The 20,080-nt window shown below is 62.4% G+C and carries 17 protein-coding genes; 11 read left to right on the top strand and 6 right to left on the bottom strand.

The features are described 5' to 3' along the window. Window positions 1-8: 8 nt before the first annotated feature. Window positions 9-761, bottom strand: coding sequence for a GntR family transcriptional regulator (locus G6N78_RS24165; protein WP_165225017.1), 753 nt, complete (start codon window positions 759-761; stop codon window positions 9-11). 442 nt (window positions 762-1,203) lie between these two features. On the opposite strand from G6N78_RS24165, the gene G6N78_RS24160 reads away from it, so the two are divergent. From G6N78_RS24160 to G6N78_RS24140, 5 genes are all read left to right on the top strand, one after another. Continuing rightward, a complete protein-coding gene (locus G6N78_RS24160) occupies window positions 1,204-2,385 on the top strand; it encodes a Gfo/Idh/MocA family protein (protein WP_165225014.1) in 1,182 nt (393 codons plus the stop codon). Window positions 2,386-2,397: 12 nt separating this feature from the next. After that, on the top strand, window positions 2,398-3,282 hold the full coding sequence (locus G6N78_RS24155; RefSeq protein ID WP_165225010.1) for a carbohydrate ABC transporter permease: 885 nt from the start codon (window positions 2,398-2,400) through the stop codon (window positions 3,280-3,282). Then, a complete protein-coding gene (locus tag G6N78_RS24150) occupies window positions 3,279-4,139 on the top strand; it encodes a carbohydrate ABC transporter permease (protein WP_165225007.1) in 861 nt (286 codons plus the stop codon). The genes G6N78_RS24155 and G6N78_RS24150 overlap by 4 nt, the downstream gene beginning before the upstream one ends. A gap of 81 nt (window positions 4,140-4,220) precedes the next feature. Further along, entirely contained in the window at window positions 4,221-5,396 is a 1,176-nt protein-coding gene (locus G6N78_RS24145; protein ID WP_206531695.1) for an extracellular solute-binding protein, read from the top strand. 108 nt (window positions 5,397-5,504) lie between these two features. Further along, window positions 5,505-6,629 carry an ABC transporter ATP-binding protein gene (locus G6N78_RS24140; RefSeq protein ID WP_165225001.1) on the top strand — a complete coding sequence of 375 codons (1,125 nt, stop codon included), beginning with the start codon at window positions 5,505-5,507 and terminating at the stop codon, window positions 6,627-6,629. A gap of 26 nt (window positions 6,630-6,655) precedes the next feature. Here G6N78_RS24140 and G6N78_RS24135 read toward each other — a convergent pair whose 3' ends face one another. After that, window positions 6,656-7,474 (bottom strand): AraC family transcriptional regulator, encoded by an 819-nt coding sequence (locus G6N78_RS24135; protein ID WP_165224998.1) that lies wholly within the window; start codon window positions 7,472-7,474, stop codon window positions 6,656-6,658. A gap of 128 nt (window positions 7,475-7,602) precedes the next feature. On the opposite strand from G6N78_RS24135, the gene G6N78_RS24130 reads away from it, so the two are divergent. After that, the gene (locus tag G6N78_RS24130) at window positions 7,603-8,805 is read left to right on the top strand and encodes an MFS transporter (RefSeq protein ID WP_165224995.1); all 1,203 of its coding nucleotides are present in this window, start codon (window positions 7,603-7,605) and stop codon (window positions 8,803-8,805) included. Window positions 8,806-10,049: 1,244 nt separating this feature from the next. After that, on the top strand, window positions 10,050-10,475 hold the full coding sequence (locus G6N78_RS24120; protein WP_165224992.1) for a type II toxin-antitoxin system HicB family antitoxin: 426 nt from the start codon (window positions 10,050-10,052) through the stop codon (window positions 10,473-10,475). Between the two features lie 145 nt (window positions 10,476-10,620). Here the strand turns inward: G6N78_RS24120 and G6N78_RS24115 are convergent, their stop codons facing one another. The 4 genes from G6N78_RS24115 to G6N78_RS24100 form a co-directional block, all read right to left on the bottom strand. Then, the gene (locus tag G6N78_RS24115; RefSeq protein WP_165224989.1) at window positions 10,621-12,609 is read right to left on the bottom strand and encodes a BCCT family transporter; all 1,989 of its coding nucleotides are present in this window, start codon (window positions 12,607-12,609) and stop codon (window positions 10,621-10,623) included. Between the two features lie 236 nt (window positions 12,610-12,845). Continuing rightward, window positions 12,846-13,952 (bottom strand): D-TA family PLP-dependent enzyme, encoded by a 1,107-nt coding sequence (locus G6N78_RS24110; RefSeq protein ID WP_165224986.1) that lies wholly within the window; start codon window positions 13,950-13,952, stop codon window positions 12,846-12,848. Window positions 13,953-13,955: 3 nt separating this feature from the next. Then, window positions 13,956-15,437, bottom strand: coding sequence for a M81 family metallopeptidase (locus G6N78_RS24105; RefSeq protein ID WP_165224983.1), 1,482 nt, complete (start codon window positions 15,435-15,437; stop codon window positions 13,956-13,958). Between the two features lie 34 nt (window positions 15,438-15,471). Continuing rightward, window positions 15,472-15,957: a hypothetical protein gene (locus tag G6N78_RS24100; RefSeq protein ID WP_165224980.1), complete on the bottom strand. Its 486-nt coding sequence runs from the start codon at window positions 15,955-15,957 to the stop codon at window positions 15,472-15,474. 110 nt (window positions 15,958-16,067) lie between these two features. On the opposite strand from G6N78_RS24100, the gene G6N78_RS24095 reads away from it, so the two are divergent. From G6N78_RS24095 to G6N78_RS24080, 4 genes are read left to right on the top strand one after another with little or no spacing between them, the layout of a single operon-like run. Beyond that, window positions 16,068-16,454: a RidA family protein gene (locus G6N78_RS24095; RefSeq protein ID WP_165224977.1), complete on the top strand. Its 387-nt coding sequence runs from the start codon at window positions 16,068-16,070 to the stop codon at window positions 16,452-16,454. Window positions 16,455-16,466: 12 nt separating this feature from the next. After that, complete coding sequence (locus G6N78_RS24090) at window positions 16,467-17,333, top strand: MurR/RpiR family transcriptional regulator (RefSeq protein WP_165224974.1); 867 nt, start codon at window positions 16,467-16,469, stop codon at window positions 17,331-17,333. 4 nt (window positions 17,334-17,337) lie between these two features. Then, window positions 17,338-18,114, top strand: a complete 777-nt coding sequence (locus tag G6N78_RS24085; protein WP_165224970.1) for an SDR family oxidoreductase — start codon at window positions 17,338-17,340, stop codon at window positions 18,112-18,114. 34 nt (window positions 18,115-18,148) lie between these two features. Next, window positions 18,149-20,074, top strand: coding sequence for a beta-N-acetylhexosaminidase (locus G6N78_RS24080; RefSeq protein WP_165224967.1), 1,926 nt, complete (start codon window positions 18,149-18,151; stop codon window positions 20,072-20,074). Window positions 20,075-20,080 lie beyond the last annotated feature (6 nt).

Raw genomic sequence — 20,080 nt, 5'->3', positions numbered from 1 at the left:
TGTCGGCATCAGCTGCCGATGGTGAGTTCCGCAACGAGGTCATAGGCATCGCTGCGATAAAGGGCGGTCGAGACTTCCATGACGCGGCCGGAGTCCAGATAGGCGATACGCTGGACGCAGAGCGCGGCCGAGCCCGGCGGCACGCCCAGCGATTCCCACTCGTCCTCCTTGAGAAGCACGGCGGAAATCCGCTGGTTTGCCCTAACCGGGCGAATGTTGCGCTGAAGCAGCGCCTGGTAGAGCGAATTCTCCACGCCGTCCGGATCGGGCAGGATGTCGTCCGGCAGGCTCGTCCGCTCGAGCGCGATCGCCATATCGTTGGCGGTGCGCAGACGCGCGAGCCTGGCGACCCGCGCCTGCCCGGAGAGACCAAGCGTCATCGTCTCCTCCGGCGTCGGATGAAACAGGCCGCGGCCCAGCCAGCGGGAGCCTGCCACCATGCCGCGCCGACGCATGTCCTCGGAAAACGAGGTCAGGCGCGTCAGCGGTTGCTGCATGCGGGGGACCGGTTTGACGACGAAGGTTCCAGATCCGCGTCGGCGCACCAGGAGCCCCTCATCCACCAGTTCATCGATCGCCTTGCGCACGGTCACCCGGGAGATAGCCGCGGCATCGGCGATGTCGCGCTCCGCCGGCAAAGCATCGCCATGCTTCAGACGTCCGTCCGACATGGCCTGTTCGATCATCTTCTTCAGTTTCACATACAGGGGCCCGCCACGGACCGCCTGCAATTGCGACAGGGGAAGCGCATTTTCGTTCATGAGCAACCCACGCGCCCGCCGTGGATAGAACCATCCGCCGCAAACGCGGCACGCATCTTCCCAATGTGCAGGCAGAGCATCATGGCGTGGGACCCCTCCGAGTGAGCGCGGAAAATACCAATATGAGGCCATCGGCGCAATTGGTTTTGAAAACTTTAAGAGCAGAAACTTGGCTTTTCATTTTTTAGAGCGTCTTATCAATTGCTTAGGCGAAGGCTCATGCAAAATCTTGCTCGACGGCTGGACGATTGGCATCTGTTTGGTATTAGATATTAACAATCGGTCTGGCTTCGGTTGCCTCCTGCGGCTTCGCATCGGCCCGGCACGATCGCATGAAAAGGAATTTCATCATTACGGGTGCTTTCCGCTTTTCATGTTGACGTGGCGGCACAACTGAAACAGTCTGTGAAAAATAATTACGAAAACGGGGAATTGATCGTCAATGAAGGTCGCCATCATCGGGCTGGGCTTTCGCCTGGGCTATCTCGGCCAGGTGTTCAGCCAAATCGATCCGGATTTCGAGATCGTCGGTTATGTGGACCCGGCACCTGCCGGCATGGATCGGCTGAAGGAAGCCGGCATTTCACCCGGTCGTTCCTATGAGACGCCGGAAGCGCTGATTGCCGCAGAAACCTTTGATCTTTTGATGATCGGTTCGCCGAACCATCTTCACCTCGAACACATCCGCATCGGACTCGAAGCAGGCCTTACAGTCTTTACCGAGAAGCCGATCGTCATCTCGATCGAGGAGAGCTTTGCGCTCGCAGCGCTCCTCCACCGCTACGGCCACGACCGCCTGCTCGTCGGGCTCGTGCTGCGCTATTCGCCGCTCTACCGCGACCTGCGCGAGGCCCAGGCGAACGGCCTTCTCGGCGATGTCGCCTCAATCGAGGCGTCCGAGCATATCGCTCCCTATCATGGCGCGTTCTTCATGCGCGACTGGCGCCGCTACAGCAGTTATGCCGGTGGCTTCATGCTGGAGAAATGCTGTCACGACCTCGACCTCTACAACGGCGTCATGGGCTCGCGCCCGCGCTTCGTCGCAAGTTTCGGCGGACGCAAGAGCTTCGTTCCCGGCAATGCGCCGCAGCAGGCCGGCGTCAACGATCTCGACGTCTACCATCGCAAGCCGAGCGGCTGGATGGGCGCCGACAAGGTGTTCGACAGCGACGGCGACATCATCGATTACCAGACCGCGATCGTCGAATACGAGTCTGGCGCCTCGATGACCTTCCACACCAATCTGAACGTGCCGGACGAGTTCCGCCGCTTCTGCGTCATCGGCGCGAAGGGCATGGCGGAAGGTGACTTCGTTCGTGGTTTCCTTGACGTTCACGACGCCCATACCAGCGAAAAACGCATCGCCAATACCTATTCCGCCCCGTCTGCCGCCTCCCACCATTACGGCGCGGACGAACAGATGGCCGCCGATGTGCTTGCGCATATTCAGACGGGCGCAGCGCTGCCCGTCTCCGCGCTCGATGCGATCGAGGCCGGCATTCTGGCACTTGCCATGGACGAGGCCCGCATTGAGCGGAAGGTCATCGATCTGGCACCGGTCTGGGAGCGTTATGATGCCTGCCTGCATGGCACGTCCCCGTCGCGACAGGCGAAGACGGCCTGAGGAGGCGAGAAGATGCACGCCAAACGCAGCGCCGTCCTGTTTGCCTGGATCCTGCTGGCGCCAGCCTTTTTCTATGTCTGCGCCATCGTCGCCTACCCGCTCATCGATACCTTCATCCTCTCCTTCACCGATGCCTCGCTGAAGAAGACGACCAACTGGGTCGGCTGGGACAATTACGACAAGATCTTCAACGAGACCTTTGCCGAAGTCATCATCCGCACCTTCGTGTGGACCTTCTTCTCGGTCTCGATCAAGATGATCATCGGCACCTTCGGCGCAACCATGCTGAATGCCGCGGTGCCCGGCCGTGCGCTGTTTCGGGTGCTCACCATGCCGCCCTGGATCGTGCCGATGGCCATCGGCATCTTCATGTGGGGCTGGATGTATAACGGCCAGTTCGGCATGATTTCCGGCCTTTTGCAGCGGTTTGGCATCGTCGATGGCCCGGTTGCGTTCCTGGCGCATGGCTCCACCGCCTTCTGGGCCACCGTCATCACCGATGTGTGGATCGGCGTGCCGATGGTGACGCTCTACATGCTGGCCGCCATGCAGGCGATCCCGCAGGATCTCTATGAGGCCGCCTGGACGGATGGCGCCGGTCGTTTCTACCGCTTCCGCCGCATCACGCTGCCGCTGCTCGTTCCCTCGATGATCACCATGTCGATGCTGTCGCTGATCTCGACCTTCAACTCCTTCGACATCATCTGGATCCTGACGCAGGGGGGCCCGAACGGCGAAACCACGACGATGATCATCGACACCTATCGCACCGCGATCGGCTCGAAGAAGTACGGCGAAGGGGCGGCGCGCGCCGTGCTGATCTGCATTTTCCTGTCGATCTTCTGCCTCTGCTACTTCCGCGTCACGAGCCGGCTTTCGTCTGGAGAGAAACAATGAAAGAGCCAGCCCAGCTGATCAACCGGTACCGCTGGTACGAGATCGTCGGCATCTATTGCGGCATCGCGGTGTTCCTCACCTTCGTGCTGTCGCCCTTCGTCGAAGGTTTCCTCGTTTCGCTGAAGCCGCTCAGCCAGCTGTTTTCCTCGCCCTACCGCTTCATTCCGGAAAATGGCTCCTTCGAAGCCTATCGCACCATGTGGGAGAGCGTGCCGGGCTTTGCCCGCTACATCTTCAACTCCTTCTTCATCTCCACGATTGTGACGACCGTCGTGCTCTGCATGGTGGTGCCGGCGGCCTATGCCTTTGCCCGCTTCGAGTTCAAGGGGCGCGGCCCGCTGCTCGCCGCCTTTCTGGCGGTCAACATGTTCTCCGGCGCCGTGTTGCTGATCCCGCTTTTCCGGCTGATGCGCACGCTCGGCGTCCTGAACACCTATTTCGCCATGATCGTGCCCGGCGTTGCTTTCCTCATCCCCTCGGCGATCTGGCTGTTGCGCACCTACATCATGCGCATTCCGCGCGAACTCGATGAAGCGGCCTATGTGGATGGCGCCAGCCACTTCTACACGCTGCGCCGGGTGATCCTGCCGATCGCCATGCCGGGCATCACGGTGGTCGCCATCACCACCTTCATCGGCTCCTACGCGCAGCAGTTCATCTTCGCGCTGACCTTCAATGCCAAGAGCGAATACATGCCTTTGCCGGTCGGGCTGTTTGCCTATTTCGGCCGCCAGGAAGTGGTCTGGAACGAGTTGATGGCGGCGAGCTTCGTCGGCATCGCGCCGGCCATGATCGTGATCTTCTTCCTGCAACGCTATCTCGTCAGCGGCCTGACCGCCGGCGCGGTGAAACAATAAACAACCTCTAAGAATGGGAGCATAACCGTGACACTTTCCATCAAGACTGGGATCTATGCAGCAGCGCTCGTCGGCACCACCATGCTGAGCGCCATGGCGGCGCATGCCGCCGACAAGGAAATCTCCTGGATCTATTGCGGCGACAAGATCGACCCGATCCACGAGAAATACATCAAGGAATGGGAAGGCAAGAACGCCGGCTGGAAGGTCACGCCGGAAGTTGTTGGCTGGGCGCAGTGCCAGGACAAGGCCACCACGCTGGCCGCCGCCGGCACGCCGGTCGCCATGGCCTATGTCGGTTCGCGCACGCTGAAGGAATTCGCCGAAAACGATCTGATCGTTCCGGTTCCGATGACGGATGCCGAAAAGAAGACCTATTATCCGAACATCGTCGATACCGTGACCTTCGACGGCACCCAGTGGGGCGTGCCGGTGGCGTTCTCCACCAAGGCGCTCTACTGGAACAAGGACCTGTTCAAGCAGGCCGGCCTTGACCCGGAAACCCCGCCGAAGACCTGGGCGGAAGAAATCGCCTTTGCCAAGCAGATCAAGGAAAAGACCGGCATTGCCGGTTACGGCCTGCCGGCCAAGACCTTCGACAACACCATGCACCAGTTCATGCACTGGGTGTATACCAACAATGGCAAGCTGATCGACGGCGACAAGATCGTTGCCGACAGCCCTGAAGTTCTGGCGGCGCTGAAGGCCTACAAGGACATCACGCCCTATTCCGTCGAAGGTGCCACCGCCTACGAGCAGAACGAAATCCGCGCCATCTTCCTCGACGGCAAGGTCGGCATGATCCAGTCCGGTTCGGGGGCTGCCTCGCGCCTGAAGAAGACCAACATCAACTGGGGCATCGCACCGCTGCCGCTCGGCCCGTCCGCCAAGGGTGAAGGCACGCTTCTGATCACCGACAGCCTGGCCGTGTTCAAGGGTTCCGGCGTCGAGGAAAAGGCGATCGAATTTGCCAAGTTCATCACTTCGCCCGGCCCGCAAGGCGAATACGAACTGCAGGGCGATGCCGGCCTCACGCCGCTGCGCCCCTCCGCGCAGGTCGATGCCTTCGTCGCCAAGGACCCCTTCTGGAAGCCGCTGATCAACGGCATCACCTATGGTGGTCCTGAGCCGCTCTTCAAGGACTACAAGGGCTTCCAGAACGTCGTGATCGAGATGGTCCAGTCGGTCGTCACCGGCAAGGCTGAACCGGAAGCCGCGCTGAAGAAAGCGGCCGCCGATCTGGAGCAGTACAAGTAACATTTGAGGACAAGGGCGTGGGGTTGCGTCACCCCTCGCAACCCCCACGCCTTTTCCCTTCCCTGCTTTCGCGAAAGGCCGCTCGTTCCGGCGAACGGAGAAGATATCTTGGGACAGCTCAAACTCGATAAGATCCAGAAGTTCTACGGCGACTTCGAAGTCCTGAAAAGCATTGGCCTTGAGGTGAAGGAAGGCGAATTCGTCGTCTTCGTCGGCCCCTCCGGCTGCGGCAAGTCCACCCTGCTGCGCATGATCGCGGGGCTCGATTCGACCAGCACCGGCGACATCCTGATCGATGGCGTGCGCGTCAACGACAAGCCGCCGGTCCAGCGCGGCATTGCCATGGTCTTCCAGTCCTATGCGCTTTATCCGCACATGACGGTGTTCGAAAACATCGCCTTTCCGCTGCGCGTCGAACGGCTTGCGGAAGAGACGATCCGCGAGAAGGTCGAGGCGGTGGCCAAGATCCTGCAGCTCGACAAGCGCCTGCAGCAGAAGCCCGGCATGCTCTCCGGCGGCCAGCGCCAGCGTGTGGCGATCGGCCGGGCGATCGTGCGCGAGCCGAAAATCTTCCTGTTCGACGAACCGCTGTCGAACCTCGACGCAGCATTGCGCGCCGACATGCGTATCGAGCTCTCCAAGCTGCACCAGGACCTGAAGGCCACGATGATCTACGTCACCCACGACCAGGTGGAGGCGATGACCATGGCCGATCGGATCGTGGTGCTGAATGCCGGCGAGATTGCCCAGGTGGGCGCGCCGCTCGAGCTCTATCACAAGCCGCAGAACCTGTTCGTTGCCGGTTTCATCGGCAATCCGAAGATGAATTTCATGCCGGTCACCTGCACTGCCGCCGATGAACGCGGTGTGACGGTCTCCTATGCCGGAGAAAGCGTGACGCTGCCGGTCGCCTCTCGTGAGGATCTCGTCGGCCAGACGCTGACGCTCGGCATCCGCCCCGAACACCTGACGCTGGGAAGCGGCGATCTGACCGTCACGGTCACGCCCTCGGTGATCGAACGCCTCGGCGTCAATACGGTCGCCTATGCCGCACTGCCCACCGGCGAGAATTATTGCGCGCTCCTGCCGGGATCCGCACCCGTCCGGGTCAACACGCCGATGTCGACCGGGATCCGCGCCGGCGACTGCCATCTGTTCGACGGCAAGGGCCAGGCGCTCGAACGGCGGGTGGACTGGCAGACGCTGGAGACCCCGGCGGTCTCCGCCGCCTGACCGTGTCCCCGCCCGCCTCGCCTGGGTCAGGACGAAGCGGGTTTCAGATAGGTGCTCGGCGGCCTGCCGAGCATGCGCCGGAACATGGTGGAGAAAGCGGCGATGTTGTCGTAACCGGCATCGAGCGCCACCGTCGTCACCGGTTCGCCTTCCGCCAGCCGCGGAAGCGAGGCGAGCAGGCAGGCCTGCTGGCGCCAGGTGACGAAGCTGATGCCGGTTTCCGCCCGGAAAAGCCGGGTGAAGGAGCGCCGCGCGAGCCCAAGCTTTCTTGCCCATTCATCGATGCTGGTGCGCGCCGACGGCGCCTTCAAGAATTCCCGGCAGAGCCTGGCAAGCCGCCGATCGGTGGGAAACGGCAGCCCCAGCGGCCGGACGGGCAGATGCGGAAACTCGTCGAGCAGCAGTTCGCTGACCAGCGCCAGCCGCCGCTCCGTCATCGGTCGCACGTCCGCCGCCACCAGCTCGCCGATCAGGGTCTGCGCCAAGGCTGTGACCTCCACCACCCGCGGCTGGCCGGCCACGTCCTCCGGCAGATCCACATAGACAGACTGCATGGTGACCGGGCTCATCATTTCCGCCGAATGCTCGGTTGCGGCGGGAATGATCAGCGCATGGCCGGGCGGGATCATCCAGCGCCGATCCCCCGTCGCGACCAGCACGATTCCGCGGCTGGCAAACCAGAGTTGGGTGCGCGAATGCGAATGGCGCGGCACGGCCAGACCCGCCGGATAGGTGCGCGCCAGCGCCACGACTGGTTCATTCGCCTGTTCCACCCAGTCGAGGCTCTGCCGGTGAAACGCCTGTTCGGCATCTCCATCCGATGTGGTGAGATCGACAATCCGCATTTGGCCCACTCACGAAAGAAATCGACCACAACACAAATGCGGGCCAGCCACAAGCCGAATATGACAAATGCAAAATCGGCTGGGCTTTTGCGCCACGGCGAAAAACAGACAAGACGAGGAACACAAGGATGGCCACGATAGCCGCCACGGGGCACCCGGTCGAACGGACCGCCTTTACCATCATTTTTGCCGCCAGCTTCTGCCATATGCTGAACGACATTATGCAGTCGCTGCTGACCTCGCTCTACCCGCTACTCAAGGAAAACTACGCGCTCGATTTCGTCCAGATCGGGCTTTTGACCTTTGCCTTCCAGGTGACGGCCTCGCTCTTGCAGCCGGCCGTCGGCGTCATCACCGACCGCTGGCCGATGCCCTTCTCTTTGCCGGCGGCGATGCTGTCGACCTGCGCCGGGCTGATCACCCTTGCCTTCGCCCACCACTTTTCCGTGCTCGTGCTCGGCGCCTGCCTGATTGGTATCGGTTCGGCGATCTTTCACCCGGAAGCCTCGCGCGTCGCCCGGCTTGCCTCCGGCGGTCGCCACGGCCTGGCGCAATCCTTCTTCCAGGTGGGCGGCAATACCGGAACCGCGATCGGCCCGCTGCTCGCCGCGTTCATCGTCATTCCGCATGGCCAGTCCATCCTTAGCTGGTTCTCGCTGATCGCTCTTCTGGGCTTCGCAGTTCTCTCCGGCGTCAGTGTCTGGTACATGCGCCACCGCCGTTCGACCGCTGGCCGGCCGCAGCCGAGCCGCACGCTGCCGCTTCCAGGCCGGCAGGTGGCGATGACGCTCATTATCCTCGTCATCCTGGTGGCGACGAAAAACGCCTATCTCGCCAGCCTCTCCAGCTATTTCACCTTCTACACGATCCACAAGTTCGGCGTGGATGTGCAAGAGGCGCAGATCCTGCTCTTCCTCTTCCTCGGCGCCTCCGCCGCCGGCGTCTTCTTCGGCGGGCCGATCGGCGACCGCTTCGGCTCGCGCAGCGTCATCTGGTTCTCGATCCTCGGCGTCATTCCGTTCGCCCTGCCGCTGCCCTATGCCAACCTGTTCTGGACCTCCGTTCTGGTGGTGGTAATCGGCTTCATCTTCTCCTCGGCCTTTTCCGCCATCGTTGTCTTTGCCCAGGAACTTGTGCCGGGGCGTGTGGGCATGATCGCCGGCCTGTTCTTCGGCTTTGCCTTCGGCTTCGGCGGCATCGGCGCCGCCGTGCTCGGCCTTTTTGCCGACCGGCACGGCATCGAGTTCGTCTACAATCTCTGCTCCTACCTGCCGCTGCTCGGCCTTTTGACGGTGCTCCTGCCGCGCCTGCCCGGCCACCGCCGCGGGTGACGCAGCCCAGAAACGCACGGCCAACACGACCACCCACGCGGCGCCAATGCGCCCGTGGGGATGGTTCAGTCGGCCGGGGCGCTGAAAGCTGCCTCGTAAGTAATTTTTATAGGTGACACCTCTCAGCGCCCCGTTCGGCATTTTTATCCGCCGGTTTGGTCCCTCTGACTGGATGGATGGGCGGGTGACGTTTGCCATCGCCGTTCCCGGCGTCATTCCTCATCGGACGACGCGGGCGGACAACGGGCGATGCGCCCTTCGACCTCCACCCCCTTGTGTGCCACATGAGGCACGTCCGGCGCGCTGCGCTGGGAACTCTGGAGACACTGCGCTGACGTCCGACGCGCATTGCCTCCACCCGGTCGCCGGAGGGGGACCCTGTTGGCGGACCCGGATCATGAGGCTTTGCGTCTTGTCCCCATGACCCGAACCGGCCCCGCATCGCCGGCACGCCTGCCGGTGTATCCGCTGCGAGACGAGAGAATTGTAGGCATGGTGTAGGGGGTGGGGAAATTGCGGGGGCAATTTTTTTGTCGTCGTGCTCGGGTGTGAGCCGAGGGGCTGCGGAAAGATGAGGTGGAACAGCGGGTTGACAAAATCGGCGCTTTGGCAAAACACCCCCTCTGGCTGCCGCCATCTCCCCCACAAGGGGGGAGACCGCAGGCGGCGACCGCCGGTGCTTCGATCTGCGTAGGCGGGTCGGCTGGGTTAAAGCCCTCCCCCTTGTGGGCACGATGGGGAGGGGTCTTTATCCTTCGACGGTCGCTGTTAGCGTGCCGGGCATCTCCCCCCGTGTGGGGGAGATGCCCGGCAGGGCAGAGGGGGGCTCTCCCAAGGGGATACCCCTTCTCGCTCGTGGTAAGGAACTGGCGGACTTTGCTGGCCAGAGAGACGAATATATAAGCCACTTGAAAACGCACAAAATTGTGCGACACTATCCGGCAGCCGCCACATTGCGAGAAGGTGCATAAAATCCGGCGTGCACCACTGGAGGATGCGAGAGCATGAAGCGCGAGCAGCTTCTCCAGGAGCTACGGAAGATCGCCAAATTGAACGGCGTGACCTTCACCATCTTCGAGAACGAGGGCAAAGGCTCGCTACCGCGTAGAGTATGACGGACGCAAGACGACCATCAAGTCCGGCGAGTTGACGCCCGGCTATGTGCGGCTGATCAAGAAACAGTTGGGAATCGAATGAAGTCCAGCCTCTCAGGCAAGACCTTAGGCAGCGCAAGGGATTGACCCATGGAATTCGTCTATCATGCAGAGATCATCGAAGATCCGGATGGCGGATGGCTGGTGACCTTTCCGGATGTGCCCGAAGCCATCACCCATGGCGCCGACTGGCCGGACGCCCTGCGCTCCGGCTCGGAAGCGCTGGGACTTGCCCTGCGGGGTTATCTCGCAGAGGACCGAGACCTGCCGCAACCGGCAACAAGCACTGGCACGCCCATCAGTGTGGATGCCGAGGATGCCCTGAAACTTGCCGTCATCTCCGCCTTCAAGACTTCCGGCATCAGCAAGACCGAACTCGCCCGGCGGCTCGGAAAGCGCGAGACGGAAGCCCGCCGGATTCTCGACCCCGATCATGGCACCAAGCTCGGCCTGATTCAGGATGCCTTGCGTGTGCTTGGCAAACAGATCGTTGTGACCATTCGCGAGGCGGCATGAGGCTCTTCCGTGATGAGGCACGGGGGGCCTGAGCGAGAGCGCCTGATGTCGTCGGGTGAGGCCCGTGGCTCATCCCGGTAATTCAGGCAGGGTAGAGGGGCACGCGGGGGCGTGGACTGCACTTCGGCAATCCAGCCCCTGCCCGCTATATGCCCGATGGATGTTCCGGAGCACTGTGGACGAGTTGGAAGTCGGGCGAATGCACCAGGTGGAGATAGCGTTCGAACTGCGCCAGCACGTCGCTGATGAGCTGATCGCGTGACATGCCCATCACGTCATAGCCGCGATTGCCGCTTGAGAAATAGGTGCGCGCCTCAAAGCGAAACTCAGGCTCTCCGGCCCGCAAGGGCGTAAAGCTCGCGACGCGCTGCTTTGTGGGTGTGACACCGTAGACAAAGTCACGGACGTCTTCCGCGGGTGAGCGCAGGACAACCGCGCCATCCGCTTCATCGACCACCTGGGCATGCCGTCCCCTGGAGGTCAACTCCTGCGCCACCTGATGAAGGGCTGGGCGGACATGCGTGTCGATGAAACGGCGCGCATCGGCTTCAGTGGCGGTGCTGAGGATCAGAGCCAGTCTCCGCTGCCAGGTCTGGCCGGATGCCGGCTGGGCGGCCGGCACGTTGTTGCCGTGGTGCGCATCGCGCTGCGCAAAATCCTCTCGCATGCCCAGATACAGCGACACGACGAGACCGAGCATGATCACGGCAAACGGCAAGGCGCTCGCGACCGTGGCCGATTGCAGCGCCGTCAGGCCACCGGCGAGCAGCAGGCAGCCCGCGACGAATCCTTCCATAACGCACCAGAACACCCGCTGTCCTGTTGTCGTTTTCGTTTCCCCGCCGGCTGCAATGGAATCCACGACCAGCGCACCCGAATCCGCCGAGGTAATGAAGAAGATCGAGACCAGCAGAACCACGAGTGTCGAGGTAATGGCCGGCAGCGGCAGATACTCGAAGAACCGGAACAGCCCGACTGACACGTCATTCTCGATCGCCGTACCCAGGGCACCGTTGGCGATGCCGGTATCAATGAACATCGCCGTATTGCCGAACACCGTCATCCAGAAGAAGGTGAAGCCGGCGGGAATGAACAGGACGGCGACGACAAATTCACGAACGGTTCTGCCGCGGGAAATGCGGGCGATGAACATGCCGACAAAGGGCGACCAAGAGATCCACCAGGCCCAGTAGAACAGGGTCCAGGCATCCACCCAGGGGGTCGGTTCATAGGCGTAGATGTTGAAGGTGCGAAGCACGAGCGTGTCGAAATAGAGACCAAGGTTCTGTACGAAATCCCGGAACAACTGGCTGGTCGGGCCAATCACGAGAACGAAGATCATCAACAGGATGGCAACGATCAGGTTGGTTTCCGACAGGATGCGGACGCCCTTGTCGAGGCCGGTCACGACCGAGACGGTCGCCATGGCGGTGACGACGGCGATCAACGGCAACTGCACGGCGACGCCGATCGGGACGCCGAGGAGATGGTTGAGACCCGCATTGATCTGCGAGACGCCGACACCGAGCGACGTGGCAATGCCGAACATGGTGCCGACAATCGCGAAAATATCCACCGCGTGACCGATCGGACCGTCGATACGGCTCTTGAGCAGCGGATAGAGGCCGGAACGGATCGTCAGCGGCAGGTTATAGCGATAGCCGAAATAGGCAAGCGACAGGCCGACCACGGCATAGATTGCCCAGGCATGAATTCCCCAATGGAAAAAGGTGACGGTCATTGCCTCCCGCATGGCTGCGACCGAGCGCGGCTCGGCAGTCGGCGGCGCCATGAAATGCGTCATCGGTTCGCCGACGGCATAGAACATCAGTCCGATCCCCATGCCAGCGGCAAACAGCATGGCGATCCAGGACACGAAGCGGAAATCAGGAACAGAATCGTCCGGACCAAGTTTGAGCTGTCCGAAGCGGCCGAAACAGAGCAACAGCACCGATACGAGGAAGATGCCGACCGAAAGCAGGTAGAACCAGCCGAACGCACCCAGGATCGAGGCCTGCATGGCGCCAAAAAGAGCGCCCGCCTGACCAGGGATCACCACGCCGACGGCCAGAAACAGGCCAATGAGAATGATGGATCCGTAAAACACCGGGGGGTTGATGACAAAGCTTTTCATCGCTCGGATGTGTCCTCCTACGCTCGTACCGGCGGATCAGGGAGGCACGTCTTCGTGCCCTGATCCTGCCACTTTTGACGAGACATAGGCGCCGCTTCGAAAAAGTCCAACGAGACGCCCGATCCGACGTCTATGGCGCGACGTCCTTCGACCTTGCCGATGAGGCAGGATGCGAGATCGGCGTTCGGTGCTGGAGAGAGAGACGGCGTGAAGCCGCCCTCAAACCACCTGCCGCCTCACCACACCAGTCCGCGTGCGGCAACCTCTTCCACCCGCGTCACCACGCCTGCGCGGTGAAAGGTCATCGTGTCGAAGAGGTTGGAGACCACGCAGGTGTGGTTCGGAATGATGCGCAGGCGTTCTCCGATCTCCGGGCGGGGGCCTTCGACATGGCTGAGATCCACGGTGCCGTGTTCTTCCGACAGCGAGGTGATGCGGGCGTCCGGATATTCGACGATGTGGCCGAAATCGGCAAGGCCGAGGAGGTCGGAGGTGAGCGCCTTCGAACCGGCGTCCAGGACGGCGCGGTCGGGCGTCGGGCGCGAGACGACGGTGGCGAGGATGTGCATGGCGCAATCGTCGAGCCCGCAATGTCCGGCGCGCACCATGGCGCGGTCGTTATAGATATAGGTGCCAGCCCGGTGTTCCGTGGCGTTCGGCACCAGATGGGCGGAAAAGAGGCTGGGCGTGCCGCCATTCGAGCGGATCGGGCAATCGATGCCATCGACTGCGAGATAGGCCATGGCCGCGAGGAAGAAGTGATCGACCGCCGCTTCCGTGTGCGCCTTCGGATAGGTCATCAACCCGCCGAAGGTGAGGCTTTTGCTGGCGACGATGCTGCGGGCGAGCGCTGCCGCTTCATCCGGGCTCTGCACGCCGCAGCGCCCGCCGCCGGTATCGCATTCCACCAGCACGGTGAGCGGCTTTCTGCCCGTGAAGAAGGCGGCAAGGCCGGTGACCGTGACGATGCTGTCCGCCACCACCTTCAGGCCGGCGATGCGCTCGTTCAGCGCCGCCAGTCGGGCGAGCTTGTCTTCGCCCAAGATGTTGAAGGTGATCAGGATGTCATCGAAGCCGGCTGCGGCAAAGACTTCCGCCTCGGTGATCTTCTGGCAGTTGATGCCCTTGGCGCCGGCCTCGACCTGGGCTTTCGCGAGCGCCGGGATCTTGTGCGTCTTGATATGCGGGCGGAAGGCGAGGTTATGGCTGTCCATATAGGACTGCACGCGGGCGATATTGGCCGCAAGCCGATCCTCGTCGATCACCGGCAGCGGCGTCGACAGCTGCTCCAGCCGGTCGCCGGGCTTCGGCAGGCTCAACGGGGGAATGCTTGCAAAGTCCATCACTCAGGCTGCCTCTATGCCATGCGGATCGGCCATGATCGGCCAGATATCGCGCCGCACCCGCCGATAGGGATTGGTCGCCGGCTGATTGGGATAGGGCGTGCCGGCCGAGCAGTAAAGGATTTCGGAGGCGATCTTCGAAAAGGCAGCATAAAAATGATTGGTCGACTTGATGACCAGGATATCCTTTTCCAGCGGATCAAGCCCGAGCGCGGTAAACAGCGAGGGATCGTAGCTCTGCACCCGGACCGAACTGAGGATGATATCGATGCCGGAAAGCCGGATATGCGCGGCATCGCCAAAGGGGGCGATGCTATCGCCAAACCGCATCTCGGCATTCGGCGTGAGCTTGACGACCGTCACCAGACCATCCACCGGGTTTCCGGTGCCGGGTGCGGATTTGGCACCGAAGCGCAAGGGGATTTCCGCCCCCTCGCCCGCGGCAAAACAGATCTGCACGGCAATCGGATCCCAGATCATGCCGACGGCGACATGGGTGGCACCGCGGGCGAGCAGTTCTTCGAGGATGACGGTCGCATCCCCCGCCGTGCCGCCGCCCGGATTGTCCCACATATCGGCAATCACGACCGGACCGCTTGCGCCGGAGCGGACGAGACCGAGCGCCTGCGAGACGGCTTGTTTCTCATCGATCGAGGGCATCATGAAGGTGCCGCGCTTGGCATAAAGCTCGAGGCCGAGGCTTTGCGCCAGCTGTTCGCCCTTTTCCCGCTTGCCATTCGTGATGGCAATCGTCTTCGTGCCCATCTCCGGCACATCGCCGGCCATGAAGCCGTGGATGACGGAAAGCGACAGCACGTCCGGATCGCTTACCTCGATCGCCTTCAGTTTATCGACGAAGGAGCGCATCGGCTCGCGCGAGGTGGGAAAGACGTCGATCATGCGGCAGTCGAACACGGACATGACCGGCTGAACTCGGCCCTCCAGGGTATCGACCGCGATCGCCCACAGATCCTCGGCACGATCGACGAAATCGGTATGCGGAAATTCCTTGAAGACGACGAAGAAATTCGCCGCCGCGACACGTTTTGCCGTCAGGTGGCTGTGCGGATCGAGTTCGGCACAGACGAGCACGTCGGGACCCACGATGTCGCGGATGCGGGTGAGCAGATCGCCTTCCGGATCGAGATAGCCATCCGCCACCATGGCGCCGTGCAGGCCCATCACCACCGCATCCACCGGCAGCGCGGCTTTCAGCTGGTCGAGGATCTCGTCGCGCAGGCTTTCATAGGCCTGACGGTTGATGAGGCCGGCGGGATCTGCCCAGGCGGCGGTGCCCTCGATCAGCGTCCAGCCCTTCTCCCGGCACACCTTGCGGCCGACGGTGATTGGCGCGGTGCAGAGCGTCGGCGTCTCCGGATGCTCGCCCGGCGGCGCGTAGAGCGATTCCTCGAAGGCGCGGCGGTCGATGCAGATCGGCGAGAACGTGTTGGTTTCGGTGGCAAGGGCGGCGGTGAAAATGCGCAAGGCGGGTCTGCTTTCGTCTGGTCGGAAGGGGCGCTCAGCCCATCGGGTTCGGCAGGTAACCGGTGAAGCCGGATATCTTCCAGCGCCCCTCGTTGAGGCGGCAGTAATAGAGCGTCTGCCACTTCATGACGTCCAGCGTGCCGTCGCGCTTCATGATGCCGCCGTCGAATTTTTTGCGCACCAGCGCGGTGTCGCCGGCAATCTCGATCTCTTCCAGCCGGGTGGTGGTGAAGATCGCGTTGCGCGGGTCCTCGCCATAGGGCTGGGACTGAAAATCGCGTGCCTGGGAGAGCCATTCGTCGCGGTAGGCGGCAAGCGTCGGAAAGGCGAGGCTCCATTTGTCCGGGTTGGGATCGCGGTTGCCGGAAATGCCCAGAAAACCATCCTCGATGAAGTCGCCTTCCACCATGCCCCAGTCGGCGGCGAGGAAGGCGTCGATGTCGCGCGTCACCAGCATGTCCCAGATGGCGTGGCGGGCGGCATCACTTTCGGGGAAGGGATTACGGTAGGGATCACGCATGGGCGGGCACTCGTCTAAATTCTTTTCATGATCACGGAAAAACTCTGGTCAAATTCCCGCGACTATGGTCGAATGTCAACGATCCAAGAAAATAATTTCCATGGAGTGTCATGTCGATCAAACGTTACGGGGCCGAAAAGGCCGGTGCCGGCGGTCAGCGCCTGCCCTTTGCAAGAGCGGTCGAAGCCGATGGCTGGCTGCATGTCTCGGGCCAGGTGGCGATGGAGAATGGCGAGATCATTTCCGGCGGCATCGTGGAACAGAGCCACAAGGCGATCGAGAACCTGATCGCCATTCTGCACGAGGCGGGCTACGGCGTGGAACATGTGGTGCGCTGCGGCGTCTGGCTGGATGATCCGCGCGATTTCTGGAGCTTCAACAAGATCTACCAGGGCTATTTCGGCGAACACCCGCCGGCGCGCGCCTGCGTGCAGGCCAGCATGATGGTGGACTGCAAGGTCGAGATCGACTGCATCGCCTACAAGCCGAAGGGGTGAGCGGAGACGCTGATGGACATCTTCGCGATCCTGCAGGACGAGCGCAGCCAGTTTTCCACCGCCGAACAGAAGATTGCCGACATCCTGCTCGGCGACTTCGACTTTGCGGTGAAGGCCTCGATCATCGAGCTGGCGGACAAGGCAGACGTCTCGCCGCCGACGGTGACGCGCTTCTGCCGGAGATTGGGCTGCCAGAATTTTGCGGATTTCAAGGTACGCCTTGCCAAGACCGGGTTTGTCGGCCTGCGCTACCTCAATCCGGAGGCAAAGAGCACCGAACCCGCCGATGTGGCGGAAGACGTCATCACCAAGGCGCAGAACGCGCTCTACCAGATCCACCGGGCACTTGATCCAATTGTGCTGGAAAAGGCAGCCGACCGGCTGTCGCGCGCCGACATGATCTATGCCTTCGGTTCGGGGGGCAATTCCTCGATGATCGCGGCAGAATTCCAGAACCGGCTGTTCCGGCTGGGCTCCCGCGTGACGGCCAGCAGCGACCACAACATGCAGTTGATGTTCACCGCCGGTGCCCATTCCAACGACGTGCTGATCGGTTCCTCCTTTTCCGGCCGCAATCAGGAACTGGTGCGCTGCTTCAAGCTGGCGGCCGAAAACGGCATCAGCACGATTGCGCTGACCCAAAGCGAAAGCCCGGTGGCAGACGCCGCGGAAGTCGTCATCGGGATCGACCTGCCCGAGGGCGACAACATCTACCGCCCGACCTCGACGCGGTTTGCCTTCCTCGCCGTGGTCGATGTGCTGGCCAGCCTCGTTGCCTATCGCAACCGCAAGCTTTCCACCGTCACCCTTCGCCATATCAAACAGCAGCTGGTCGAGCACCGCGATGGCGCCGACGACCGGCAGATCCTCGGAGACTGATCCCATGCCCTCCTCCGTTGCCGTCGTGACCGGAGCCGCCGGCGATATTGGCCGCGCCATTGCCAAGCGCCTTGCGCAGTCGCATGACGTGGTGGCGCTCATCGACATTGATGAGGCGGCGCTGGAGAAGAGCCTCGCGGATCTGGAAGGGTCCGGGCGCTATGCGACGATCGCTTGTGATGTCACGGATGTGGTTAGCGTCGCTGCCATGGCGGGCCAGGTCGCGGCACTCGGAACAGCGAGGACACTCGTCAACAATGCCGGCGCCGCCCGCGCGGTCTCGCTGCATGATACGACGGCGGAGATCTGGCGGCAGGATTCGGCGCTGAATCTCGAAGCGGCCTTCCTCACCTTCCGGGCGCTGGAGGATGGCCTGAAAACCTCACAGGGCAGCGTGATCAACATCGCTTCGGTGAACGGCATGGCGGTGTTCGGCCACCCGGCCTACAGCGCTGCCAAGGCGGGCCTCATCCATTTCACCAAACTGATTGCCGTGGAATACGGAAAATTCGGCATTCGCGCCAATGCAGTGGCGCCCGGCACGGTGCGCACGCAGGCCTGGGAGGCGCGCGCCGCCGCCAATCCGCAGGTCTTCGAGGAAGCGAAACGCTGGTATGCGCTGCGCCGCATCGCGACCGCCGAGGACGTGGCGAATGCGGTCTTTTTCCTTTCGAGCGACCAGGCTGCCGCCATTACCGGCGTATGCCTGCCTGTCGATTGCGGACTGACCGCCGGACAGGCGGAGCTTGCCCGCACCTTCTCGCAATCCGAACACTACTGAGCCTTCCAAAGACAAGAGCCGAAGGGGAACCATGATGGCCGATGCTGTTTTTCGTCTCGAAAATTCCTGGGAACCGGTGGAGGGCGATCCGTGCGGCCGCTTCGTCTTCACGCTGGTGAACCTGTCCGACGTGCCGCAGAGCGGCTTCAAGCTCGCCTATACCTCGCTCACCCGCATCAAGGATGCCGAGGAGCCGCGCTGCGAGAACGCCACCTTCCTTATCCGCAACGCCAATTTCCACCAATATGCGCCGCCGGCCGATTTCATTCTGGCCCCGGGAGAGGCTTGGCGCTTCACAGTCGCTCCCCTCTGGCGCCCGGCTCGTCACCGCACGGACGGCGCGAAATCCGCTTACGTGACCCTGTCGGACGGCAGCCATCATCCGGTCAGCGTCGATGACACGTTGCTCGCCGGTCGCGCACCCGAACCGGCGCCCGTTCTGATGCCGAAGGGCGAGGTGGACGAGCCCTTTTCGCTGCTGCCCTGGCCGGTTCCGGCCAAGCTAGAGGCGGGCGAGAGTGTGCCGGTGGCACTTTACCCGGCAGAGGGCACGGCGCTTGCCGACAAGCAGGCCATGCAATCCGTGGGTGCGCTCTATCGCCGCCTATTCCAGATCGGCCACCAGCCGTTTGCGCTGACGCCGGTGCATGCGGGCAAGGCGATCCGCTTCGTCTCCGACACCAGCCTTGCCGCCGAGGCATTTCAGCTGCATTTCGGAGAACAGGTGACGCTGACCTTCTCCGGTCCCGCCGGCCGGCAATATGGCCTGACGGCGCTGGCACATCTGCTGCACGGTGCGCGGACCGAATCGCAGACTTTTCGTTTTCCTGCCGCAGGCACGATTGAGGATGCGCCGCGGTATGGCTGGCGCGGCTGCCATCTGGATGTGTCGCGGCAGTTCTATCCGACCGCCGACATCACCCGTCTCATCGACATCATGGCCTGGATGCGGCTCAACATCTTCCACTGGCACCTGAGCGACGATGAAGCGTGGCGGCTGGAGATCAAGGCCTATCCGACACTCACCACCAAGGGCGTGCTGCGCGGGCCGGACGAGCCGATGCTGCCGCAGCTTGGTAACGGCGCGGAACCCGTCGGCGGGTTCTACAGCCAGGACGAGGTGAAGGCGATCGTCGCCCACGCGGCACAGCTGAATGTCGAGGTGGTGCCGGAGATCGACATTCCCGGCCACAGCACGGCAACGCTGGTGGCACTGCCGGAGCTGGTGGATGGCCAGGAGGCGCCGGACAGCTATCGTTCCGTGCAGGGATATCCCAACAATGCGCTCAATCCGGCGATCGAGCTGACTTACGAGTTTCTGGGCAAGGTGTTCGACGAGATGGTCGAGCTGTTCCCGTCAAAACTCATCCATATCGGCGGCGACGAGGTGGCGGCCAATACCTGGATGGCCTCGCCGCTCGCCCGCAAACGGATGGACGAGCAAGGCATTGAGGGCACGTTCGGCCTGCAGAGCTATTTCATGAAACGCATCCAGACCATGCTTCTGGAGCGGGGAAGGAAGCTTGCCGGCTGGGACGAGGTCAGCCATGGCGGCGGCGTCGATCCCGACGGCACGCTGCTGATGGCCTGGCAGAAGCCTGAGGTGGGCGTCGAGCTGGCGCGTCAGGGTTATGACGTGGTGATGACGCCAGGCCAAGCCTACTATCTCGACATGGTGCAGGACGAGGCCTTTCAGGAGCCGGGCGCCAGCTGGGCAGGCACCGTGCCGCCGAAACACACCTACACCTACGAGGCGGTCGGCGAATTCCCGGAAGACCTGAAGCCGCGGATGCGCGGCGTGCAGGCCTGCATCTGGTCCGAACATTTCCTCAACCGCGACTATTTCAACCATCTCGTCTTCCCCCGTCTCGGCGCCATTGCCGAGGCGGCCTGGACACCGAAGGACAACAAGGACTGGCTGCGTTTTGCCGCCATCAGCCCGCTGATGCCGAAGCTTTGAGGACCT

Origin of the sequence: Allorhizobium pseudoryzae (genome assembly GCF_011046245.1) — a bacterium.
In the GTDB taxonomy this organism is placed as follows: domain Bacteria; phylum Pseudomonadota; class Alphaproteobacteria; order Rhizobiales; family Rhizobiaceae; genus Neorhizobium; species Neorhizobium pseudoryzae.
Note: the sequence above shows the minus strand (reverse complement) of the source record. Positions and strands in the feature narration are given on the sequence as shown.

Coding starts and splice junctions, on each gene's coding strand:
- G6N78_RS24165 (WP_165225017.1), bottom strand. CDS start 761: ATGAACGAAAATGCGCTTCCCCTGTCGCAATTGCAGGCGGTCCGTGGC.
- G6N78_RS24160 (WP_165225014.1), top strand. CDS start 1,204: ATGAAGGTCGCCATCATCGGGCTGGGCTTTCGCCTGGGCTATCTCGGC.
- G6N78_RS24155 (WP_165225010.1), top strand. CDS start 2,398: ATGCACGCCAAACGCAGCGCCGTCCTGTTTGCCTGGATCCTGCTGGCG.
- G6N78_RS24150 (WP_165225007.1), top strand. CDS start 3,279: ATGAAAGAGCCAGCCCAGCTGATCAACCGGTACCGCTGGTACGAGATC.
- G6N78_RS24145 (WP_206531695.1), top strand. CDS start 4,221: ATGCTGAGCGCCATGGCGGCGCATGCCGCCGACAAGGAAATCTCCTGG.
- G6N78_RS24135 (WP_165224998.1), bottom strand. CDS start 7,474: ATGCGGATTGTCGATCTCACCACATCGGATGGAGATGCCGAACAGGCG.
- G6N78_RS24130 (WP_165224995.1), top strand. CDS start 7,603: ATGGCCACGATAGCCGCCACGGGGCACCCGGTCGAACGGACCGCCTTT.
- G6N78_RS24120 (WP_165224992.1), top strand. CDS start 10,050: ATGGAATTCGTCTATCATGCAGAGATCATCGAAGATCCGGATGGCGGA.
- G6N78_RS24115 (WP_165224989.1), bottom strand. CDS start 12,609: ATGAAAAGCTTTGTCATCAACCCCCCGGTGTTTTACGGATCCATCATT.
- G6N78_RS24110 (WP_165224986.1), bottom strand. CDS start 13,952: ATGGACTTTGCAAGCATTCCCCCGTTGAGCCTGCCGAAGCCCGGCGAC.
- G6N78_RS24100 (WP_165224980.1), bottom strand. CDS start 15,957: ATGCGTGATCCCTACCGTAATCCCTTCCCCGAAAGTGATGCCGCCCGC.
- G6N78_RS24095 (WP_165224977.1), top strand. CDS start 16,068: ATGTCGATCAAACGTTACGGGGCCGAAAAGGCCGGTGCCGGCGGTCAG.
- G6N78_RS24090 (WP_165224974.1), top strand. CDS start 16,467: ATGGACATCTTCGCGATCCTGCAGGACGAGCGCAGCCAGTTTTCCACC.
- G6N78_RS24085 (WP_165224970.1), top strand. CDS start 17,338: ATGCCCTCCTCCGTTGCCGTCGTGACCGGAGCCGCCGGCGATATTGGC.
- G6N78_RS24080 (WP_165224967.1), top strand. CDS start 18,149: ATGGCCGATGCTGTTTTTCGTCTCGAAAATTCCTGGGAACCGGTGGAG.